This is a genomic window from Streptosporangium sp. NPDC006013 (genome assembly GCF_040614275.1).
Taxonomy (GTDB): domain Bacteria; phylum Actinomycetota; class Actinomycetes; order Streptosporangiales; family Streptosporangiaceae; genus Streptosporangium.
In genome coordinates, this window is sequence record NZ_JBEXUE010000160.1 from 1 (window position 1) to 19448 (window position 19448).

Here is a 19448-nt window from a genome sequence, read left to right on the forward strand (position 1 = left end):
AGAAACCTGATACGTTTTATGCCCGCATTACTAGTTCTTACGCCTTCTCCGTTCGGGGACACCGCTCAGAAACGGCCCCAGTCGTCGGCGGCGGCGCGCCAGACGTCGATGTTGCGCGGGTCGACGGCCATCCTGCGCGGCCGGTGCGTCTCGTGCTCCTCGGGGGTGAAGACCCGGTGGCCGTCGCACAGCTCGTACCTGGGCCCGTGCTTGGGTTCGAACATGTAGAAGGCGATCGAGGTCGACGCGGAGTGGTTGACCATGTCGGAGGCGATCGGCACCCCCTTGTACAGGGCGCGTGCCCTGCCGCGCATGACGTGGTCGAGGCTCTTCATCATGAAGCACAGGTGGGCAACGTAGTACTCGTTGTTGCGCTGCAGGGCCAGGCTGTGGTGGTAACGGTCCTCGGCCCGCAGGAACACGGTGCCGTCCCCGACATAGTCGGAGGCCATGAAGCCGAGCACCCCGGTATAGAAGGCCAGGGACTCGTCGTACTTGTCGGTGGCGATGAAGGGGTGCACGAGGTCGAGCGGGCGCAGCTCGATGACGGGCGCCTCGGCGTACTCCTGGAACTCGGTGAACAGCTCCACGATCAGCCCGTTCGGGTCGCTCACGCCGAAGCCGCGCTGGCACAGGCCCTTCATCCTGTCCTGCAGGGGCAGCACCTCCAGCCCCGCCGCGAGCACCCTCTCCCTCAGGTCGTCGAGGACCTCGTCGGACTCCACGCTGAAGCCGATCGCGACCGTGTGCGACGTCTCCCTGCCGGGCTCGTGGAGCAGTTCCACACAGTGGTGCTCGATGTCGGCGCGCAGGTAGGCGTACTCGTCGTCGTGCTGTTCGAGCTGGAGACCCACGTGATACTGGAGGAACTCAATGGTCTCTGCCATGTCCGGCACCGCGATCCGGGCGTACTCCATCCCGTACGGTGCCCGGGGACGGGCGTCAGCTGTCATGGTGCCTTCCTCATTCCTTCTTGGTTCTTCGTGGCGTGCTCGTCGGGTGGCGCCGGTCGGCGCGGGCGTCGCGGCGGGGTCAGCAGTGCAGGCTGACGATGGCCTGCCGCTCGATCACCGGCCGCCAGCGCAGCCGCACGAACTCCTCGTGCGAGGAGCTGTGCAGGTAGTCCAGCAGTTCCTGCTCGGAGTCGAACCCGACGACGAAGCCGTGCGTCATGCTCGTGTCGCGGGTGCTGACGTTGGGCCCGCAGGCCCAGTCGCGCATGGCCGGATACCTGCTCGGGAACGTCTCCAGCTCCGCCAGGACCGCCGCCACCGTCTCGGCCGGCACGTCCTCCCTGAAGCGGAAGACCAGCATGTGCTTGATCATCAGAGGATGAAGCTCAGCCGTGCGCCCGCGTCCATGGCCTCCATGGTGGGAATCGACCTGCGGAACCTGAAGCGGAGTCCCTCGTCCTCGATCAGCAGGACATGCTCGTAGCGGCCCACGTAGCTGTAGGTCCCGCCGTCGCGGTAGCGGTGAATGATGAAGTTGGCACTCACCCAGACCGTCTTGTCGCCCTGTTCCAGGATGATCACATTGGAGATCATCCGATGGGTCCTGGAGTGCGGGTTCTCCGCGTGCGCCTTGCGGCTCTTGAGCCGCTTCACCCTGGCCTTGATGAGATCGTAGTCGTCGCACATGAAGGAGCCGGCCGAGGAGCTGTCCCAGCCCTTCCAGTCGGTGGTGGCGACCTCCATGCGCCCACCCTCCTCGAAGAGGGTGAACCACTCGTCGAGGCGCCACTCGTCGAGCAGCGACGCCTCGCGATAGAGGAAGTCCTCCACCTCGTGCCGGGTGATGGTCCTGCCGCCCACGGCGCTCTCCTTACTCTTCTTACCGTCCATCGACTCGGTCCCGGCCCGCTCAGTCCTGGCCCACGACGTCCTGGCCCACGACGTCCTGGCCCGCGACGGTGGCCCAGTGACGCCAGAAGCTGCGCATCGCGCCCTCGTCGATGGAACGGCCCTGGTTGCCCTTTTTCTCGTTGGCCATGCCGCGCGACATGTCACTCCAGTCGAAGGCGGGGTCCGCCGTGTTCGCGGTCGCCTCGATCCCGCGCTGCACCGCCTCGTACGCCTCGATGTCGTCCGGCGTCGCGAGGCCGCCGGGACCGACGAAGCTGACCATCGTCTTGATCCGCAGCGCCCGCACCTCGGCGGGCTCGTCCACCTCGACGAACTGCCAGGCCCGCACGCTGGTCTGGCCGGCGGAGACCGGATCGACCTGGCGGATGGTCAGCGCCTCCAGGTCGAACAGGAGCAGGTTGGGGAAGACGAAGAGGATACGACTGGCGTCGGCGACCTCCCTGGCCAGCTCGGGGCCGAGCCGGTCCTCCATCTCCTGGCGCTTGGCGACCGTCCGCTCCTTCTCCGCCTCGCCGAACCTCGGCTCCCAGACCATGCCGATCCGCCCGTTGTGGCCGGTCAGGATGAGCAGTCCGTGACCGCCGCCGAGGTCGTAGGCGTACTGGTCGTCGTCGGTGACGGCGAAGCCGGTCTCGCGCAGGTAGCCCACGAAGGTGTTGTGGGTGGGCGCGAAGTGGTAGCCGTCCATCGCGTTCTCGACCGCGAGCTTCCAGTTGCCCTTGACCGAGTACAGCTGCACCCCGGGCACGGTCTCCATGCCCGCGGGACCGATCTTCGCGGTCAGCGACATGTAGTGGGCGGCCTTGCCGAGGTGGGTCATCAGGTCGGGCACGTCCGGGTCGAAGGCGATGAACACGAAGCCCTCGTGGCTCTGGATCCTGGGCACCGAGCGCAGCTTCATCGCCTCGCGGAACTCCGGCACGTCGGCGTACGCGTCGTCGCCGGGCAGCGCCGAGAGATCACCCGAGTTGCTGAACACCCATGCGTGGTAGAAGCACTGGAAGAACTTCGTGTTGCCCTCGCTGTGCCGGCAGAGCACGGTGCCCCGGTGGGTGCAGGCGTTGAGGAAGACCTGGACCTCGCCGGAGGAGTCGCGGCAGAAGATCAGCGGACGCCCGCCGAGAGTCCTCGTCTTGAAGTCACCCGGCTTGGGGATCTCCGTCTCGTGGCCGAGGTAGAGCCAGGTGTGCCCCCAGATCCGGGAGATCTCCGCCTGGAAGACCTCTTCTGACCGGTAGGCGGACCTGTGCACCTTGAACGACAACGCCTCCCCATCCTCCTTCACGAGGGAGGAGATCGGATATCCCTGTGTCAGCTGCGTCATCGCGGCGCCTGGCCTTCCTACGGACTTTGAACGAGAATTCGAGATGCCATCTCGCTATGTGATGCTGCTACCACGCCATCCCGGTGTCAAGTGCCAGTCTTCGCACCGAAATCTTCGGTTACTCCCCGTTAACGGCGACGCAACACTTGTCGAGTTTTCTCAGCCGGTGACAGCGACGTATCCCCCGTGGAGGGACAATGCTCCAGCCGAAGACCGGCCGCATCGATGGTTCCCACTACCTCCCCACCAGCCCGGACACCAGCCTCTGGGGCCTGTTGCCCAATCGCGACCACCAGCACGTACTCCGCGTCGAGTCCGGCGACACCGTCACCATCGATACTCTCAGTCACGAGGGAATCCTGGAGGACCAGGGTCGTGACCCGGTCTCCTACCTCGCCGGGTTCGGCGTCGGCGCCGACCAGGTGCTCACCGACGCACGCGACCTGGCCGCCTCCGACGTCGCCCACGACTACGACAACGACGGCCCGCACGTGGTGACGGGGCCGATCTCCGTCGCCGGGGCCCAACCCGGCGACGTGCTCAAGGTGGACGTGCTCAGCCTGCTGATCCGGGCGCCGTACGGGTTCATCAGCAGCAGGCACGGCTACGGCGCGCTCCCCGGGGAGTTCCCCGAGACCGCCGCCGACACCGGCCCGCTCGCGGACGGCGCGCGGGAGTACAACAGCGTCTGCGTCTTCACCGAGGTGGTCGAGGAGGCCGGGCGCCTGCACGGCGTCATCCCGTTCGGCGAGGGGCGGGCGGCGCGCTTCCCGCTCGCGCCGTTCCTGGGCCTGATGGGGGTGGCGGTCGACACCGGCGACCAGGTCCACTCGGTGCCGCCCGGCTCCTTCGGCGGGAACCTCGACATCAACGAGCTGCGGGTCGGATCCAGCCTCTACCTGCCGGTACAGGTCCCGGGTGCCGGGTTCTACGCGGGCGACCCGCACTACGCCCAGGGCGACGGCGAGGTCGCCCTGACCGCGCTTGAGGCACCGCTGCGTGCCACACTGCGCCTGTCGGTGATCCCCGCCAAGGAGGCCGGCACGCTCCTTGGCACGCTCGGTGAGCCGTTCGCCGAGACCTCGACCCACTGGCTCCCCGTCGGCCTGCACACAGACCTCAACGAGGCCATGCGGCGTGCCGTACGGGCAGCCGTGACGTTCCTCGAACTCACCCAGGGCATGGAACGCTCAAGGGCGCTCGCCTACCTCAGCGCGGCGGCCGACTTCGAGGTCAGCCAGGTCGTCGACCAGGTCAAGGGGGTGCACTGCCTGATCAGGAAGGCCGACTTCGGGCTGTGACCACCGGGCCGCCCGGGATGCTAGCTCCCGGGCAGCCAGACGGAGTCGCCGAAGTCCGCCCGCGGGGGACTGAACACGTCGACGTTGACGCACGGCCCCTCGGTGGGCTCGACGTAGTGCTCGGCCCCCCGGGGGACCAGCATCATCGAACCCGCGGACATCTCGTGCGGCACGCCGTCGACGTAGTAGTTGCACCTGCCCTGCAGGATCAGTACGAGCTGATCGAAGTCGTCGTGCTTGTGCGGGTTGAGCGTCATGCCGACGGCCAGTTCGTGCCAGGCGAGCATGGTCTCGTCAGTGGAGTACACCTTGCGCCGGACACCCGGCCGGATCTCGGTCGCGGGGATGTCGTCCCAGTTGACGGCGGTGGCGTACAGCCGCTGGTTGAACACGGGCATTCCTTTCATTGATCCCACTTGTCCATCACCTCGCGCAGGGCCGAACCGAGGAGTTGCAGGTCCGAGCCGACGATGAGGTAACGCGCGGCGCCGAGGCCGCTCCCGGCGGCCAGCTCGGCGTCCGCACGGGCGAGCCAGCCGCCCGATGCCACCCCGGCGGAACGGGCCGCGTCGATGATCTCCCCCACCCGCGCGAGCAGCACCTCCGCACCGGGGAGGCCCAGGCTGACGGCCAGGTCGGTGGTGCCGACGAAGGCCACGTCCAGGCCGTCCAGCAGCTCCGGCAGCGGGTCACAGGTGGTGGCGGTCTCGATCTGCCCGACGAGCAGCGGCGGCTCCGCCGCCTCCGCCGCCAGATACGCCGCCAGGTCCACGGCGCCGAAGCCGGCGGTCGGGTGGGAGAGGCTGATGCTCCGCCGCCCGTGCGGGGCGTAGCGGGCCGCGGCGACCAGGGCGGCGCTCTCGGCGGCGGCGGGCAGCGTCGAGAGCTGCACTCCCGCCGCGCCCGCCTCCAGCACCCTGTTGATCAGCGGCGGATCCACGACGGGCACCCGGACCAGGGCCGGGATGCCCGTCGCGGCGGCATGCCGCACCAGGGAGATCACCGTCTCCGCCGACAGCGAGGAGTGCTCCAGGTCGACGACGACGAAGTCGAACCCGGCCTGCCGGGCGAGATCCACGGAGTCGACGGTGGGCAGCTTGACGAACGTGCCGACGACCCGGCCTCCACCGGCCAGCGCGGTCCGCAGCCTCCGTCTCGCCTCGACGACCGGCGTCACCGGCCGGTGCCCAGGCCGCGCCAGGGCGTCGTCTCCACCCGCTGCCCGCCGTGCAGGACGAGGGCCGGCTCCAGCCTGGGTGCCACGATCGAGTTGCCCGACGCGTCGGGCAGGGTCGTCTCCTCGGTGTCCTCCAGCACCGTGACGTGGGCGGGACCGCCCTCGACGAGGGTGCCGTACCCCTCGGTGTCCAGGCCGAGCCGCCGGGCGGGGGCGATGGTCATCCGCGGCACGATCTCGTCCATGGTCATGCCGAGCGCCCGCAGCTTGGCGGCGCTGGTGATCAGGTCGAAGACCGGCCCGCGCCAGTTCCTGGCGCTGGTGTCGGAGGTGAGCAGGTCGGGCAGGAAGCCCTCGGCGATCGCCTTCCTGGCGACCTCGAAGCTGAGATTGCTCTTGCCGTGGGCGCTGTCGAAGAGGACCCCACGAGCCCGCGCGTCGAGCACCGCGGGAATGACCTTGTCGTCGTCGAGGATGCCGTGCGGCTTGCCGGTGTAGCAGTGCGCGACGATGTCCCCCGGGCGGAGCATCCCCAGGACCTCGGGCAGCGGCTCCTCGGTCTCCCCGATGTGGACCATGAGGGGCAGACCCGCGTCCGCGGCCAACGCGAGGGAGCTCTTGAGCAGCGAGCGCCAGGCCGAGCCGACCACGTCCTCGGAGAGACGGATCTTGAAGCCGCGGACCACGTCCGGGTTGTCCCGCGCCACGGCCAGCGCGTCCTCGGCGACCAGCGTGTCCGGGTTGAGCAGCTCGCCGAAACGGAAGTCGATCAGCCCGAGCACCGAGACGTTGAGGAAGTTGACCAGGCGCATCTCGGCGGGCCGGACCACGAATTCGCGGAAGGCGGCGAAGGTCGAGGCGCCGACCGTACCGGCGTCGGCGGCGGCGACCACTCCCCGGCGCAGATGGGCCTCGTCCGGCGGCGCCCCCACCTTCGAGACGTTCTCGAAGACATGGGTGTGCCCCTCGACCAGGCCCGGCATGACCCACTTGCCCGCGCAGTCGACGACCTCCCCGGCCTGCGCGGCGAGCGAGGGCGCGATGCGCGCGACGCGGCCGTCGGTCACGGCCACGTCGGTGACCGCGTGAGTGCCCGCCACGGGGTCGAAGACGGTGCCGCCGGACAGAACAAGGTCGTACGAAATCTCGGTCATCTCATATCTCTCATCTCAGGGGACTGCGAAGGCTCTGGGAAGGGGGAACTCAGCGGTACCGGGTGCGCAGCGGCAGCACGCCGGCGACGGACACCTCCACCTCGTCACCGGGACGCAGGAAGACCCCGCGGTCCTGGCCCGTGCCCGCCGGGGTACCGGTCAGCACGACGTCGCCGGGTCGCAGCGCGGCGAAGTGGGAGATCCTGGAGATCAGCTCGGGCACGGCGAAGATCAGTTCCGCCGTGCTGGAGTCCTGCCGGACCGTTCCGTTCACGCTGGTCCTGACAGTGATCTTCTCCGGGTCGTCGACCGCCGAGAGTTCGAGCACCGAGGCACCGAGCGCGCCGAAGCCGGGGAAGCTCTTGGCCAGGGTGGGGGTCGCGGTGGCGACCATGACGTCACGCGCGGTCATGTCGTTGGCCGCCGTGATGCCGGCGATGTGCCTCCACACCTCACCGGGCGGGGTGCGGTGCATCGGCCGCCCGATCACGAAGGCGACCTCGCCCTCGTAGTCCACCTGGCTGGAACGGTCCTGCGGCAGCGTCACCTCCGCTCCCGGCGCGGACACCGCCGAGGGCGACCGGAGGAAGAGGATGGGTTCCGAGGGGACGGCCCGCCCGGTCAGCCGTGCCTTCGACAGGTAGTTCAGCCCCACACCCCAGATGGCCCCGGTGCCGCCCAGCGGGGCCAGGAGCTCCTCCGGCTCGATCCGGCCCCGCTCCCGCGCGGCGTGCGCGGGGGCGAAGCCCTCACCCGCCGCGAGCAGCTCCGCCACATCGGCGAAGGGCAGGTCCAGCAGGACGGCGCCGTCACCGTCAAGGCGCGCCAGGCCCTGCGGCGTGGCGATCAGGTTCATGCCTCCTCCCCGGAGAGCGAGCCGCCGCAGGCGGTGGCGAGGAGGACTGTCGCGAAAGCCATGACGGCCCCTGCGCGTCGCGTACCCATGCTTGCTCCTACTCCTCTCGCCGCCGGTCCGGGGGAGACGGCGAGGGCTCAGGGGGGTGGTTTTTCTTGGGGCATCGGCGGGCGGCCGCCCCAGTGGCGGGGTTCCCCACCGCCGTGCCAGGTCAACCGGGCTTCATGAACGTACGAGGAACGCTTGGCACGTGTCAAGATGCGGAATCACATCTCGCATTGCGTCACATCGCAGGCGTGCTTGAGCGCTGCGGGAGATCATCTGCGATTTCCGGAAAGAATGTCTGATCAGCGAGAACGCACGCCGACGGGACACGCCGCCGCGCCGTGACTTCCGCTGCCGAGCCCGTTGGCCCGCACTCAGACGGGCGTGGTGCCGCCCAGCTCGCGCGACAGCTCGCGCGCCACCCCCAGCAGCACGGTGGCGGCCTGCGTCTCCAGGTCGCCCGCGAGGGAGGCCACCGTGCCGAGGACCGCCATCGAGGCGACCACCTGGTCACCCTCGAAGATCGGCGCCGCGAGCACGCGCACCCCGTGATCCACCGGAGAGTTGATCGCGAGCCCGGTCCGCCGGACCTCCTTGAGGAGTTCACGCAGCTCCGCGGAGGCCCGCAGCCGCCGCGCGAGCCCGGGTACCTCTCCCACGGGCAGGTAGGCGCAGAAGATCCGGCCCTGGGCCGAGCGGGTGACGTCAAGCTGCGAGCCGGTACGGACGCTCAGCCGGATGTCACCGAGGGTGTTGTCCACGCAGCTGACCACCACCGGGCACTCACCGTTCCAGACGCTGAGCACGACCGTCTGGTTGATCTCGCGCATGAGCAGTTCGAGGTGGGGAGCGGCGGCCGCGGCGATGGGCAGCCCGGCCCGCGCGGCGGCCTCCAGCCCGAGCAGCTGGGGACCGAGCGAGTACAACGCGCTACGCGGGTCGTAGCGGAGCAGGTTGGCCGCCCGCAACGCCCTGGCGTACCGGTGGGCGGTGGGCTTGCTGACCCCCAGGCGCGTGGTGATCTCATTGAGGCTCAGCCAGGGACGCTCGATGGTGAAACCACTCAGGATCAGCGCGGCGCGCCGCACCGTCTGGATGGCGGGCACCTCGTCGGCCACGTCGACGTCGCCGGGGTGCGCCTGATCCGCCATGCCGACTCCTCCGCACAGACCATCCGTTGGACCGGACTCTACCGACTGTCGAACTCAGGCCGCATCGGAAGAATGACCGGGCGTGGTACCGAGGGCGGGATTCACCAGCGGCGCCAGGTTGTTGACCGCCGCGGCGGCCTCGCCGAACCCGACGGAGATCAGCCGGACCTTGCCGTCATAGTCGCTGATGTCCCCGGCGGCGAACACCCTGGGCAGGTTCGTCCTCATCGACCGGTCGACGAGGACGTGCCGTTTACGCAGCTCAAGGCCCCACTTCTGGACAGGCCCGAGGTCGGCTATGAAACCGAGCGCCGCCACCACGGTCTGGGCCGGCAGCGTGACGCGGTCGCCCTCCTTGACCTTCTCGACGACGACCTCACCGAGAAGGGGGTCGCCGCCGATCTCGGCGACCTCGTACGGCGTCAGCACCCGTACCGACGACGCGTGCAGCGTCGCCACGCTGCGCTCGTGCGCGCGGAAGATGGGCCTGCGGTGCACGAGCGTCACCGAGCGCGCCAGCGGTTCCAGGGCGAGTGCCCAGTCCACCGCGGAGTCTCCGCCGCCGACCACCACGACGTCGTGGCCGGCCACCTCGTCCAGCCTGCGGACGAAGTAGCGCAACCCCCGGCCCAGGTACTCCTCGCCCACGGGCAGCTCCCGAGGGGTGAAGGTGCCGATGCCCCCGGTGAGGAGCATGGCCTTGGCGCGCACCCGGGTACCCGCGTCGGTGACGACCTCCACGCCCTCCTCGTCGTGCAGCAGTTCGCAGGCGCTCTCCCCGAGCAGGAAGAGCGGATCGGCCTGAGCCGCCTGCGTCATCAGCTCGTCGACCAGCCGCTGCCCCTTCACCGCGGGGAACCCCGCGATGTCGAAGATGTCCTTCTCCGGGTAGAGCGCCGAGATCTGGCCGCCGGGCTCGGGCAGCGAGTCGATCACGGCGACGGACATGCCGCGAAAGCCCGCGTAGTAGGCGCCGTACAGCCCCGAGGGACCCGCGCCGACGATCACCAGATCGACGTCGTACGCCGTCACGCCCCACCGCCGGGAGGCACCGCGGCGGGATGGTCGCTGCCGGTACGGCCGACCTTCCTGGCCCCGCCGGGAGAGCCCAGATCGGCGAAGAACTCGGCGTTGATCTCGGCGAACCTGGTCGCCTCCGCCGGGAGGTCCTCCTGATGGAAGATCGACATCACCGGGCAGGCGGGTTCGCACCGGCCACAGTCGACGCACTCATCCGGATGGATGTACATCATCCGGTCGCCCTCATAGATGCAGTCGACCGGGCACTCCTCGACACACGATCTGTCCTGCACGTCCACACACGCGTCGGTCACGACGTAGACCATCAGTCCTCCCTCGTCGGCAACGTGGGGGAACAGTAGGATTCAGCCGCAAGCATTGTCAATATACGAGATGGCGTCTTGCATGGAGTTAACATGTGAGCATGAAGAGCGATGCCCTGCGACATCTGCGACATGCCACGGGCGCGGCGATCTCCAGCGGGCCGATCGTCGAGGCGATCCGGGTGATGGCCGCCGGCCCCAGCCCCCGGGGCCGGGAGCGCGCGACCGCGACCCGGCTGGCGGCGTGGACCCGGAGCCGCTGGCCCGAGCTGCCCTGGAACATCCAGGCGGTCGGGGACGAGGGGGCGAACCTGACGTCCACCGCCGGCGGCTCGGGGCCCGAACTGCTCCTCTACTCCCACCTGGACACCTCCCTGTCCGGTGACGTCGAACACGACCGGTGGGCCACCGGGATCGACGAACCGCCCGCGCCGCTCTCCGTGGATCCGGCGTCCGGCCTGCTGGCGGGTTTCGGCCTCGGCGTCGCCCGCGCACCCGCCGCCGCGGCGCTGGCGGGATACGTGGCCGCGGCCACGGCCCTGCGGCACCACGGCCTGCCACACCGCCTCTCCCTGCTCCTGGCCTCGGGCGGCACGCACTCGTCGCCGTTCGCCCCCGCCGGGCCTGCGGGCATCGACGAGCATCTCCGGTCGCACCCGCTGCCCTCGGCCGCGGTGGTCGCCAAGTGCGGCCCGCGCGGCGTCCTGCACGAGGAGCCTGGAGCGATCTTCCTGCGCGTACGGCTGGGCGGCCCCTACCGGCCGGTGCTGGCCAGGGACGCGGGCGGCGGGCTCCTCGCCAACCTTGGCACCGCCACCGCGATCCTGGAGTCGTGGCGCACCGAGCACGTGGCGGCCAGGGCGAGCGCCGGCCGCCAGCTCGCCGCCGAGGCCGGCATCGGCGCGGTACGGGGAGGGCTCCTGGAGAAGCCCGACCTGCTGCCGGGCGTCGTGGAGCTCCACCTCTACCTGGTCACCGTCCCCGGCGACGACCCCGACGAGATCGCCCGGACCGTACTCGCCAGGATGCGGGCCGAAATCCCCGGCGGGCCACTGGACGGCTGCCGGGTGAGCGTGGACGCGCGGCTGGTCCATCCCGCCGGGGTGACCTCACCCGACGCCCCGGTGATCCGCCACGCGATCGCCGCCTGGCACGACGAGCACGGCGAACCCCCGCCCGCCATCTCCGGCTGGAAGGGCTCGACGGACGGAGTGGTGCTGCGCGGCCACGGGGTCCCGACCGCCAGGGTCGGCCCGGCGGCCGGATCCGACCCGGCCGATCCCCGGCGGGATGTCTTCGATCCGCGGACGCTGGTGCGCTTCGCGCGGCTGTACGCCGGGATCGCCGTCAGGCACGCGCTCGGCGATGTCGAGGAACAGGGCCATCGACATTGAATGTTCTGGATGGCAGGATGCTGTCTCGCAATGCAAAATATACTCTCGGCGCCGAGCTTCCATACATAACGCGAGGGAACCAACATGGGTGACGACCCAGTGCCTAGCCTGAAAGGTGTCGCCGGCGAGAACAGAACCCCGGCGATCCAGACCGTCCAGCGGGCCGCGATGATCCTCAGCGCGTTCACGGTGAGCCGCCCGCACCTGACGCTCAACCAGCTCACCGCCAGCCTGGGCACCAGCAAGGCCACCGCGCACCGGTACACCAAGGCCCTGCGCGAGAGCAACCTGCTCCGCTACGACGAGCGCGAGGCGCTGTACTCCCTGGGACCGCAGATCCTCACTCTCTCCGCCGCCGCCCGCGTCGGCATGCCCGTGATCGGCATCGCCGGGCCGTACATGCAGCGGCTCGTCAGGGAGATCGACGAGACCGTCGTGCTGAGCGTCTGGGACGGTGACACCGCCGTCGTCGTCCGCGTCGACGACAACACCGACCGCACCATAAGGGTCAGCGTCCGGATGGGCTCCCGCCTCTCGCGGACCGAGTCCGCCCAGGGCCGGGTCTTCTGCGCCTTCCTCCCCCCGGAGGACGTTCCCGGCCTCGAAGCGCAGCTGACCGCCTCCCCCGAGCTGCGCCAGGAGCTCGTGAAGATCCGCGAGGACAACATCTCGGCCAACACCCCCTCCGTCAACGGCGTGCGCAGTATCGCCTCCCCCGTGTTCCGCGGCCCGGTTCTGCTGGCCGCGATGGCCATCGTCGGCACCACCTCCTCGGTTCCCGCGGGCACCCACTCCCCGCTCGCCGAAGCCCTGCGGCAGACCGCGGCCGAGGTGACGGCCGAGCTGGGCAGGGAGCAGAATTCCCCTGGTCACTGACGTTCCGTGAACTCCAGGTGTCCGGATGGCGAACCGCATTCACGGTCGAAACCGGAGCCAAGTAGCGTAGGACCCGATGAACCAGCGCACGCTTCTGATCACGTTGACCGGTCCGGACCGCCCAGGCGTGACCTCACGCCTCTTCTCTGTTCTGGCCGGATTCCCCGTCGTCGTCGCCGACGTGGAGCAGGTCGTCATCCGCGGCCGGCTCACTCTCGGCGTCCTCGTCTCCTACGCGGGCGACACACCGACCGGCACCGGCGGCACCATCGGTGCCCTCTGGACCACCGTCGAGCGGACCGCCGAGGATCTCGGTCTGCACGTGGAGATGTCCACCGGCTCCGACCCGAAGGAGAAGCGGCGCAGGGGACGGCTCAACGTCACCGTGCTCGGCGCACCGCTGCAGCCCGCCGCCATGGCGGGCATCTCGGGGCGGATCGCCGCGGCCGGCGCCAACATCGACCGGATCGAGCGCCTGTCCAGCTACCCGGTGACCTGCATCGAGCTCTCCCTGTCCGGCGCCGACCCCGACACCCTGCGGGCCGAGCTGGCCATCGAGGCGCACGCCCAGCAGGTGGACGTCGCCGTGCAGCGGACCGGCCTGCACCGCAGGGCCAAGCGGCTGATCGTGATGGACGTCGACTCGACGCTCATCCAGGCCGAGGTGATCGAGCTGCTGGCGGCGCACGCCGGCTGCCTGGAGGAGGTCGCCAGGGTCACCGAGGAGGCGATGCGCGGCGAGCTCGACTTCGCCGAGTCACTGCGCCGCCGGGTCGCACTGCTGGAGGGCCTCTCCGAGGAGGTCTTCGAGAAGGTCCGCGAGGAGCTCGTGCTGACCCCCGGCGCCCGCACGCTGGTACGGACGCTCAAGCGGCTCGACTACCGGTTCGCGATCGTCAGCGGCGGGTTCACGCAGCTCACCGATGCCCTCGTGGAGGACCTCGGGATCGACTACTCCGCGGCCAACACCCTGGAGGTCGTCGACGGCGTGCTCACCGGGCGGGTCGTCGGGGAGATCGTCGACCGGCCCGGCAAGGCGCGGGCGCTGGAGCGCTTCGCCCGCGAGGCGGGCATCCCGATCAGCCAGACCGTCGCCATCGGCGACGGCGCCAACGACCTGGACATGATCGCGGCGGCCGGCCTCGGCATCGCGTTCAACGCCAAGCCGGTGGTCCGCCGCGCCGCGGACACCGCGGTCAACGTGCCCTACCTCGACTCGATCCTCTACCTGCTCGGCATCCCCCGCGCCGAGGTGGAGGACGCCGACGCCGAGGACGGCGTCAACACCAACCGCTGAACACACTGGCCCTGGCCGCCTTCGTCCCCCGGACGATCGCGGCTAACAGGTCCTCGGGGCGGTCAGGGAGGCCAGCCGTACGGCTTCGGCGCTGAGACCCCGCAGGGCGGGCCACGCGGCGGCGGCGTGCCTGATGCTGCGCCGCAGACCCGTCATCCTGTCGCCCGCCCCCTCGGGCCAGCATCAGCGAGAGCGGGGTGGCGAGCATCATCCAGTACCCTTGACGCGCTCCCCGGCCTGAAGGCCGGGGATCCAGCCCGTGCCACGCGTTCACGCGGCACCTCTGAGGCTTCCTGCTTCGTCGGCGTCCGCCACCGCGAGCGGTGGTCTTACGTCACCTCCACGGGCGTTTAACGTCTCCGCCTCCCGCCGCATCTCAGCGGCGGGTTTCCGTCCAGCGGCGACGGTTCGTCGGCCTTCGGTCAGGATGTTGCGTGCGGCGTTGACGTCGCGGTCATGGACGGCGCCGCAGCGGCAGGCCCATTCCCGCACGTCCAGCGGCATGCCGTCTCGCCGGGTGCCGCACTCCGAGCACAGCCTGGAGGAGGGGAACCATCGGTTGATCCTCGCGAAGCGGCGGCCGTACCGTTTCGCCTTGTACTCCAGCATGGTCACGAACTGTGACCATCCGGCGTCGTACACGCTCTTGGCCAGGCGGGTGCGGGCCAGGCCGGAGGTGGCAAGGTCCTCCACGTAGATCGCTTGGTTCTCGCGAATCAACGTGGTGGAGAGCTTGTGTGCCCAGTCGCGGCGCGTGTCGGCCACCGTGGCGTGTGCCTGGGCGACCTTCACCCTGGCCTTCTTGCGGTTCGCCGAACCCTTCTGGGTGCGGCTCAGCGCTTTCTCTGCCCTGCGGAGCTTCTTGGCCGCGCGCCGCAGAATGCGCGGGTTGGCGATCTTCTGGCCGTTGGACAGGATCGCGAAGTGTGTGAGCCCCAGGTCGATGCCGACCTCGGCCGCCGTCTCGGGCAGCGGCTCATCGCCCGCCTCCACGACGAGTGACGCGAAGTACCGGCCCGTGCTGTCCTTGATCACCGTCACCGATGAGGGGTCCGAGGGTAGAGAGCGTGACCAGCGGACCGCCACGTCGCCGATCTTCGGCAGGCGGAGTTTCCCGCTCGCCGTGATCGAGAAGCGGGCGTTCTTGGTGAACCGGATCGCCTGCTGGGAATCCTTACGCGACCGGAACCGGGGCAGGCCGACCTTGCGGCCCTTGCGTTTGCCCGACAGGGAGGCGAAGAAGTTGCGGTAGGCGGTGTTCAGGTCGGCCAGGGCCTGCTGAAGAACCACACTGGACACCTCGCCCAGCCACGCCCGCTCCGGTGCCGCCTTGGCGTGGGTGATGACCCGCTTGGACAGGTCCGCGTCCGAGATGTACGGCAAGCCGTTCTCGTGTGCTTGTCGGCGTGCGCGCAACCCGTCGTTGAACACCGTCCGCGCGCACCCGAACGCCCGCGCCAGTGACTCGCGCTGACCGGCGGTCGGGTAGAGGCGGAAGTTGTACCTGAGCTGCACAGTCTAACTGTACGTGAAGGTACATCCGCGTACCGTGACGTTCATGGAATCGGGAGAGATGAGCGTCGCCGACGCGCGGGGGCAGTTCGCGGATGTCCTGAACGAGGCAGCCGTACGAGGCAGGATCACCTACATCACGAACCGAGGACGCAGGATCGCGGCGGTCGTGCCCGTGCCGATCGCGGAAGCCACCGAACAAACGCATGACCAGCCCGGTTGAACCGCCCGGTTCAGGGCACGCTCGCGCCCTGGCGGGCACTCCCGCGCGGGCCTTCACCCCCGGCCTGAAGGCCGGAGCACTGGCCCGCATTCCGTAGGTCAAGGTCACGGAGAGGATCGCGGGTATGCCCAGCGCCCGCCAGTAGATGCCCGCCGCCGCGACCAGGCCGACCACCACTGCCGCGATCGGCCACGGGTGGGGGTGGATGAGCGCGCCGAGTCCGGAGCCGAGCGTGACGGTGGCCGTGGTGGTGAGCAACCTTCTGACCCGGTCGCCGTACAGCTGCCCGGGGGCGTCGCCGAAGAGCGTCAGATAGCCGCCCAGAGCCACCGAGGCGCCCTCCGCGAGACGGCCGAGGAGAACGCCGAGCAGCAGCGGGAGGCAGACGACCAGCATGCACAGCAGGCCGTACGTCCAGGCGGGAGGCCCGGAGAGCCGGAAGTCGGCACGCAGCATGTCGACGAGCCTGCGCATGCCACCCCCGATCCCGGGAGCTCCCCCGTGCCTCGTTACGCCTCGTTACGCCCTGGCCCTCAGGGCTTCTTGGGACTCCATCTGGCGATCCCGCGACCGGCGTCGAGCTCCGCCCACTCGCCGTCCACCTCGATGACGGCGAACGCCCCTGGCGGGAACCCTGCGTCGCCGTCGTCCTCCTCGGTGAGCTGCCTGATCAGCTCGTGGACGCCGGGGTTGTGACCGACCAGGACCAGCGTGCGCACCTGCGGATCACTCCGCCGGATCAGCGTCAGCAGCTCGTCGGGGTAGGCCTCGTAGACGGCCGGTTCGAAAAGGAGGTCCGCACCGGGAAGGGCCAGGTTCGCGGTCTGCCGGGTGCGCACCGACGGCGAGCAGATCACCAGGTCGGGGCGGAGGCCCCGCGTGGCGAGGGCCTCACCGACCCTGCGGGCGTCGTGCTCGCCGTCGGCGCTGAGGGGACGCTCGCGATCGGCGAGACCCGAGGCGCTGACCGCCTTGGCGTGACGCAGCACGACGAGCGTGCGCGCCGTCATCTCGAAGCCCACATGGCAAGGCCCACGATCACCGCGAACACCGCGGCCATCGCCAGCAGGATGAGGATGAGAGTTCTGCCTCCGGAGGGCTGCTGTTCCATATCGGCCAGTTTCCCACCGAGACGGTCCGCACATGCAGAAGGGGTGCACGCGGCCCGTGCACCCCTTCGTCAAACATTGCTCAGCTGGAGACCTGCTCCGGCTCGCGGTCGCTGTTGTTCTCCTCCGTCGGGGCGATGCCCGCCGAACGACGCTTGGAGATGACCACCGCGGCGATGACGACGCCCACCGCGAGCACCGTGATGCCGATGCGCAGCGCCGGGCTGTCCGCGTAGGCCACCACGGCCGGGGCGATCAGCAACGCCACCAGGTTCATCACCTTGAGGAGCGGGTTGATCGCCGGTCCGGCGGTGTCCTTGAACGGGTCACCGACGGTGTCACCGATGATGGTGGCCTCGTGGGCCTGTGAGCCCTTGCCGCCGTGGTGACCGTCCTCGACGAGCTTCTTGGCGTTGTCCCAGGCTCCGCCGGAGTTGGCCAGGAACACCGCCATGAGCGTGCCGCACGCGATGGCACCGGCCAGGAACGCGCCGAGCGACGCGTAGCCGAGGGCGAAACCGACGGCGATCGGGGTCAGCACGGCCAGCAGGCCGGGCGTGGCCAGCTCCCGCAGCGAGTCGCGGGTGCAGATGTCCACGACCCTGCCGTAGTCGGGCAACTCCGTGCCGGCCATGATCCCCGGCTTGGTGCGGAACTGCTCGCGTACCTCGAAGACCACCCGACCGGCCGCGCGGCCGACCGCCATGATCGCGAGGCCGGAGAACATGAACACCACCGCGGCGCCGATGATCAGGCCGACCAGCACGTTCGGGGAGTCGACGCTCAGGCTGAACGTGCTGAAGGAGCCCAGCGCCTCCTTGACGGACGCGCCCGCCTTGACCAGCTCGCTCTCGACCGCCGTACGGAACGCGCCGAACAGCGCGGTCGCGGCGAGCACGGCGGTGGCGATCGCGATGCCCTTGGTGATGGCCTTGGTGGTGTTTCCGACGGCGTCCAGCGAGGTGAGGACCTGGGCGCCCTCGCCCTCGACGTCCCCGGACATCTCGGCGATGCCCTGGGCGTTGTCGGAGACAGGACCGAAGGTGTCCATCGACACGATCACGCCGACCGTGGTCAGCAGGCCCGTGCCCGCCAGCGCCACGGCGAACAGCGCGACCGTGACGTTGCCGAAGCCCAGCAGGAACGCGCCGTAGACGGCGGCTCCGATGACCAGCGCGGAGTAGACGGCCGACTCCAGGCCGACGCTGATGCCGGACAGGATGACCGTGGCGGGACCGGTGCGGGAGCTCTCGCCGATGTCCCGCACCGGACGGCGGTTCGTCTCGGTGAAGTAACCGGTGAGGATCTGGATGACGCTTGCCAGCACCAGGCCGATGAGCACCGCCCCGATAGCGATCAGGCGCGGGTCGGAGGTGATCGCGGCGATCTCCGGGCTCACCCCGGTCAGCCCGGAGAAGCTGGCCGGCAGGTAGAGGTAGGCCGCGACCGCGACGAGGACGGCCGAGATGGCCGCCGAGATGAAGAAGCCCCGGTTGATCGCGGCCATCGCGTTGCGGTCGCCGGCGCGCGGGGCGGTGACGAAGATGCCGATGATCGCCGTGATCACACCGATCATCGGCACGATCATCGGGAACACCAGTCCCTCGACGCCGAAGGCCACCTTGCCCAGGATCAGGCTGGCGACGAGCATGACCGCGTAGGACTCGAACAGGTCGGCGGCCATGCCCGCGCAGTCGCCCACGTTGTCGCCCACGTTGTCGGCGATGGTGGCGGCGTTGCGCGGATCGTCCTCGGGAATGCCCTGCTCGACCTTGCCGACCAGGTCGGCGCCGACGTCGGCGGCCTTGGTGAAGATGCCGCCGCCGACTCGCATGAACATCGCGAGCAGCGCGGCACCGAAGCCGAAGCCCTCCAGCACGGCCGGGGCGCTGCCCCCGTAGGTGATCACCACCACGGCCGCGCCGAGAAGGCCGAGGCCAACGGTGATCATTCCGGCCACGCCGCCGGTGCGGAAGGCGATCCGCATCGCGATCTTCTCACCCGACTCGCGGGCGGCGGCGGCGACGCGGACGTTGCCGCGGACCGCCAGCCACATGCCGATGAATCCGGTCAGCGCGGAGAACAACGCGCCGACGACGAAGAAAGCCGATCTGCCGATCCGCACACCGGTCGTCTCCGCCGGGAGGAGGTACAGCAGGAACGGGATCAGGATGACGAACAGCGCGAGCGTCCGGAACTGCCGGGTAAGATACGCCGAAGCCCCTTCCTGGACGGCTCGCGCGATGTTTTGCATACGCTCGGTGCCTTGGCCGGCGGCCAGCACTTCCCGCACCAGTGTGCCGGCGACGGCGAGTGCGAGCAGTGCCACGACGGCGACCACGATCACGATGTTGAAGTGGTAACCACTCAGGGATACCGCTGGCTCTTCGACAGCGGCGAGATGGAGCACAGACATCCGACTCTCCTTGGCAAGACGGGAACACGTCCTGCCCGGAGTGCGCTGCCGAAGTGGTTAGACGAGCGGAGCGGCGCACATCCGGGATGGTTGGCAGTGCCGCTTCCAGTTGCAGACCCCCACGGAGGACGGCTCGCGTGCGGGCCGCTCCGAAGGATAAACCTTGGCCGGTCCCGGGAGTCTACGCAGCGAGGACGCGGATATGAAGCCTCTGCCTGCGGACAATTGACGCCGAGTCCAGCACCTTTTACCGACCGGCCTGCTTATAACGGCATTTCGCCTGTCACACCTACCCCACCAGCATCTGTTTCCACCCAATTTCGGGTGGGAAAAATCGTGGTTATGTTTTGTCCAAAACTGGGTTCCGCACGACGAACAGCCGGGCGTGTCCAGATGGACACGCCC

At 69.4% G+C, this 19448-nt stretch carries 19 protein-coding genes; 5 read left to right on the forward strand and 14 right to left on the reverse strand.

Annotation, left to right across the window (positions count from 1 at the left end; translation table 11 throughout):
- Positions 1-65: 65 nt before the first annotated feature.
- The 4 genes from ABZ260_RS23735 to ABZ260_RS23750 form a co-directional block, all read right to left on the reverse strand.
- Positions 66-953 (reverse strand): VOC family protein, encoded by an 888-nt coding sequence (locus tag ABZ260_RS23735; protein WP_355550605.1) that lies wholly within the window; start codon positions 951-953, stop codon positions 66-68.
- A gap of 79 nt (positions 954-1032) precedes the next feature.
- A complete protein-coding gene (locus tag ABZ260_RS23740; RefSeq protein ID WP_355621438.1) occupies positions 1033-1326 on the reverse strand; it encodes a Dabb family protein in 294 nt (97 codons plus the stop codon).
- Positions 1326-1844 carry an aromatic-ring-hydroxylating dioxygenase subunit beta gene (locus ABZ260_RS23745; protein ID WP_355621441.1) on the reverse strand — a complete coding sequence of 173 codons (519 nt, stop codon included), beginning with the start codon at positions 1842-1844 and terminating at the stop codon, positions 1326-1328. The genes ABZ260_RS23740 and ABZ260_RS23745 overlap by 1 nt, the downstream gene beginning before the upstream one ends.
- A 19-nt stretch (positions 1845-1863) precedes the next feature.
- Positions 1864-3189, reverse strand: a complete 1326-nt coding sequence (locus ABZ260_RS23750; RefSeq protein ID WP_355621444.1) for an aromatic ring-hydroxylating dioxygenase subunit alpha — start codon at positions 3187-3189, stop codon at positions 1864-1866.
- A gap of 197 nt (positions 3190-3386) precedes the next feature.
- Between ABZ260_RS23750 and ABZ260_RS23755 the strand changes: the two genes are divergently transcribed.
- Entirely contained in the window at positions 3387-4490 is a 1104-nt protein-coding gene (locus ABZ260_RS23755) for an acetamidase/formamidase family protein (RefSeq protein WP_355621447.1), read from the forward strand.
- A 20-nt stretch (positions 4491-4510) separates the two neighbouring features.
- Here ABZ260_RS23755 and ABZ260_RS23760 read toward each other — a convergent pair whose 3' ends face one another.
- From ABZ260_RS23760 to fdxA, 7 genes are all read right to left on the reverse strand, one after another.
- A complete protein-coding gene (locus ABZ260_RS23760) occupies positions 4511-4882 on the reverse strand; it encodes a cupin domain-containing protein (RefSeq protein WP_343961829.1) in 372 nt (123 codons plus the stop codon).
- A gap of 11 nt (positions 4883-4893) precedes the next feature.
- Entirely contained in the window at positions 4894-5667 is a 774-nt protein-coding gene (locus ABZ260_RS23765) for an aldolase/citrate lyase family protein (RefSeq protein ID WP_355621450.1), read from the reverse strand.
- A complete protein-coding gene (locus ABZ260_RS23770) occupies positions 5664-6821 on the reverse strand; it encodes a hypothetical protein (protein WP_355621453.1) in 1158 nt (385 codons plus the stop codon). The genes ABZ260_RS23765 and ABZ260_RS23770 overlap by 4 nt, the downstream gene beginning before the upstream one ends.
- A 49-nt stretch (positions 6822-6870) precedes the next feature.
- On the reverse strand, positions 6871-7677 hold the full coding sequence (locus ABZ260_RS23775) for a fumarylacetoacetate hydrolase family protein (RefSeq protein WP_355621456.1): 807 nt from the start codon (positions 7675-7677) through the stop codon (positions 6871-6873).
- A gap of 419 nt (positions 7678-8096) precedes the next feature.
- Complete coding sequence (locus ABZ260_RS23780) at positions 8097-8873, reverse strand: IclR family transcriptional regulator (protein ID WP_355621459.1); 777 nt, start codon at positions 8871-8873, stop codon at positions 8097-8099.
- Between the two features lie 54 nt (positions 8874-8927).
- A complete protein-coding gene (locus ABZ260_RS23785; protein WP_355621462.1) occupies positions 8928-9905 on the reverse strand; it encodes an NAD(P)/FAD-dependent oxidoreductase in 978 nt (325 codons plus the stop codon).
- A complete protein-coding gene (gene fdxA / locus ABZ260_RS23790; RefSeq protein ID WP_350930253.1) occupies positions 9902-10219 on the reverse strand; it encodes a ferredoxin in 318 nt (105 codons plus the stop codon). Before fdxA ends, ABZ260_RS23785 begins: the two co-directional genes overlap by 4 nt.
- A gap of 98 nt (positions 10220-10317) precedes the next feature.
- Here fdxA and ABZ260_RS23795 point away from each other — a divergent pair, with 98 nt between their 5' ends.
- From ABZ260_RS23795 to serB, 3 genes are all read left to right on the forward strand, one after another.
- Entirely contained in the window at positions 10318-11610 is a 1293-nt protein-coding gene (locus tag ABZ260_RS23795) for a hypothetical protein (protein ID WP_355621465.1), read from the forward strand.
- Between the two features lie 99 nt (positions 11611-11709).
- On the forward strand, positions 11710-12486 hold the full coding sequence (locus ABZ260_RS23800; protein ID WP_355621468.1) for an IclR family transcriptional regulator: 777 nt from the start codon (positions 11710-11712) through the stop codon (positions 12484-12486).
- Positions 12487-12562: 76 nt separating this feature from the next.
- Complete coding sequence (gene serB, locus ABZ260_RS23805) at positions 12563-13783, forward strand: phosphoserine phosphatase SerB (protein ID WP_355621471.1); 1221 nt, start codon at positions 12563-12565, stop codon at positions 13781-13783.
- Positions 13784-14053: 270 nt separating this feature from the next.
- On the opposite strand, the gene ABZ260_RS23810 is transcribed toward serB, so the two are convergent.
- Positions 14054-15298, reverse strand: coding sequence for a transposase (locus ABZ260_RS23810; RefSeq protein ID WP_355621474.1), 1245 nt, complete (start codon positions 15296-15298; stop codon positions 14054-14056).
- A gap of 43 nt (positions 15299-15341) precedes the next feature.
- Here ABZ260_RS23810 and ABZ260_RS23815 point away from each other — a divergent pair, with 43 nt between their 5' ends.
- Complete coding sequence (locus tag ABZ260_RS23815; RefSeq protein WP_355621477.1) at positions 15342-15518, forward strand: type II toxin-antitoxin system prevent-host-death family antitoxin; 177 nt, start codon at positions 15342-15344, stop codon at positions 15516-15518.
- A gap of 533 nt (positions 15519-16051) precedes the next feature.
- Here the strand turns inward: ABZ260_RS23815 and ABZ260_RS23820 are convergent.
- Both ABZ260_RS23820 and ABZ260_RS23825 read right to left on the reverse strand, forming a co-directional pair.
- Complete coding sequence (locus ABZ260_RS23820; RefSeq protein WP_355621480.1) at positions 16052-16528, reverse strand: histidine phosphatase family protein; 477 nt, start codon at positions 16526-16528, stop codon at positions 16052-16054.
- Positions 16529-16709: 181 nt separating this feature from the next.
- Positions 16710-19043, reverse strand: a complete 2334-nt coding sequence (locus ABZ260_RS23825) for a sodium-translocating pyrophosphatase (RefSeq protein WP_355621483.1) — start codon at positions 19041-19043, stop codon at positions 16710-16712.
- Between the last annotated feature and the right edge of the window lie 405 nt (positions 19044-19448).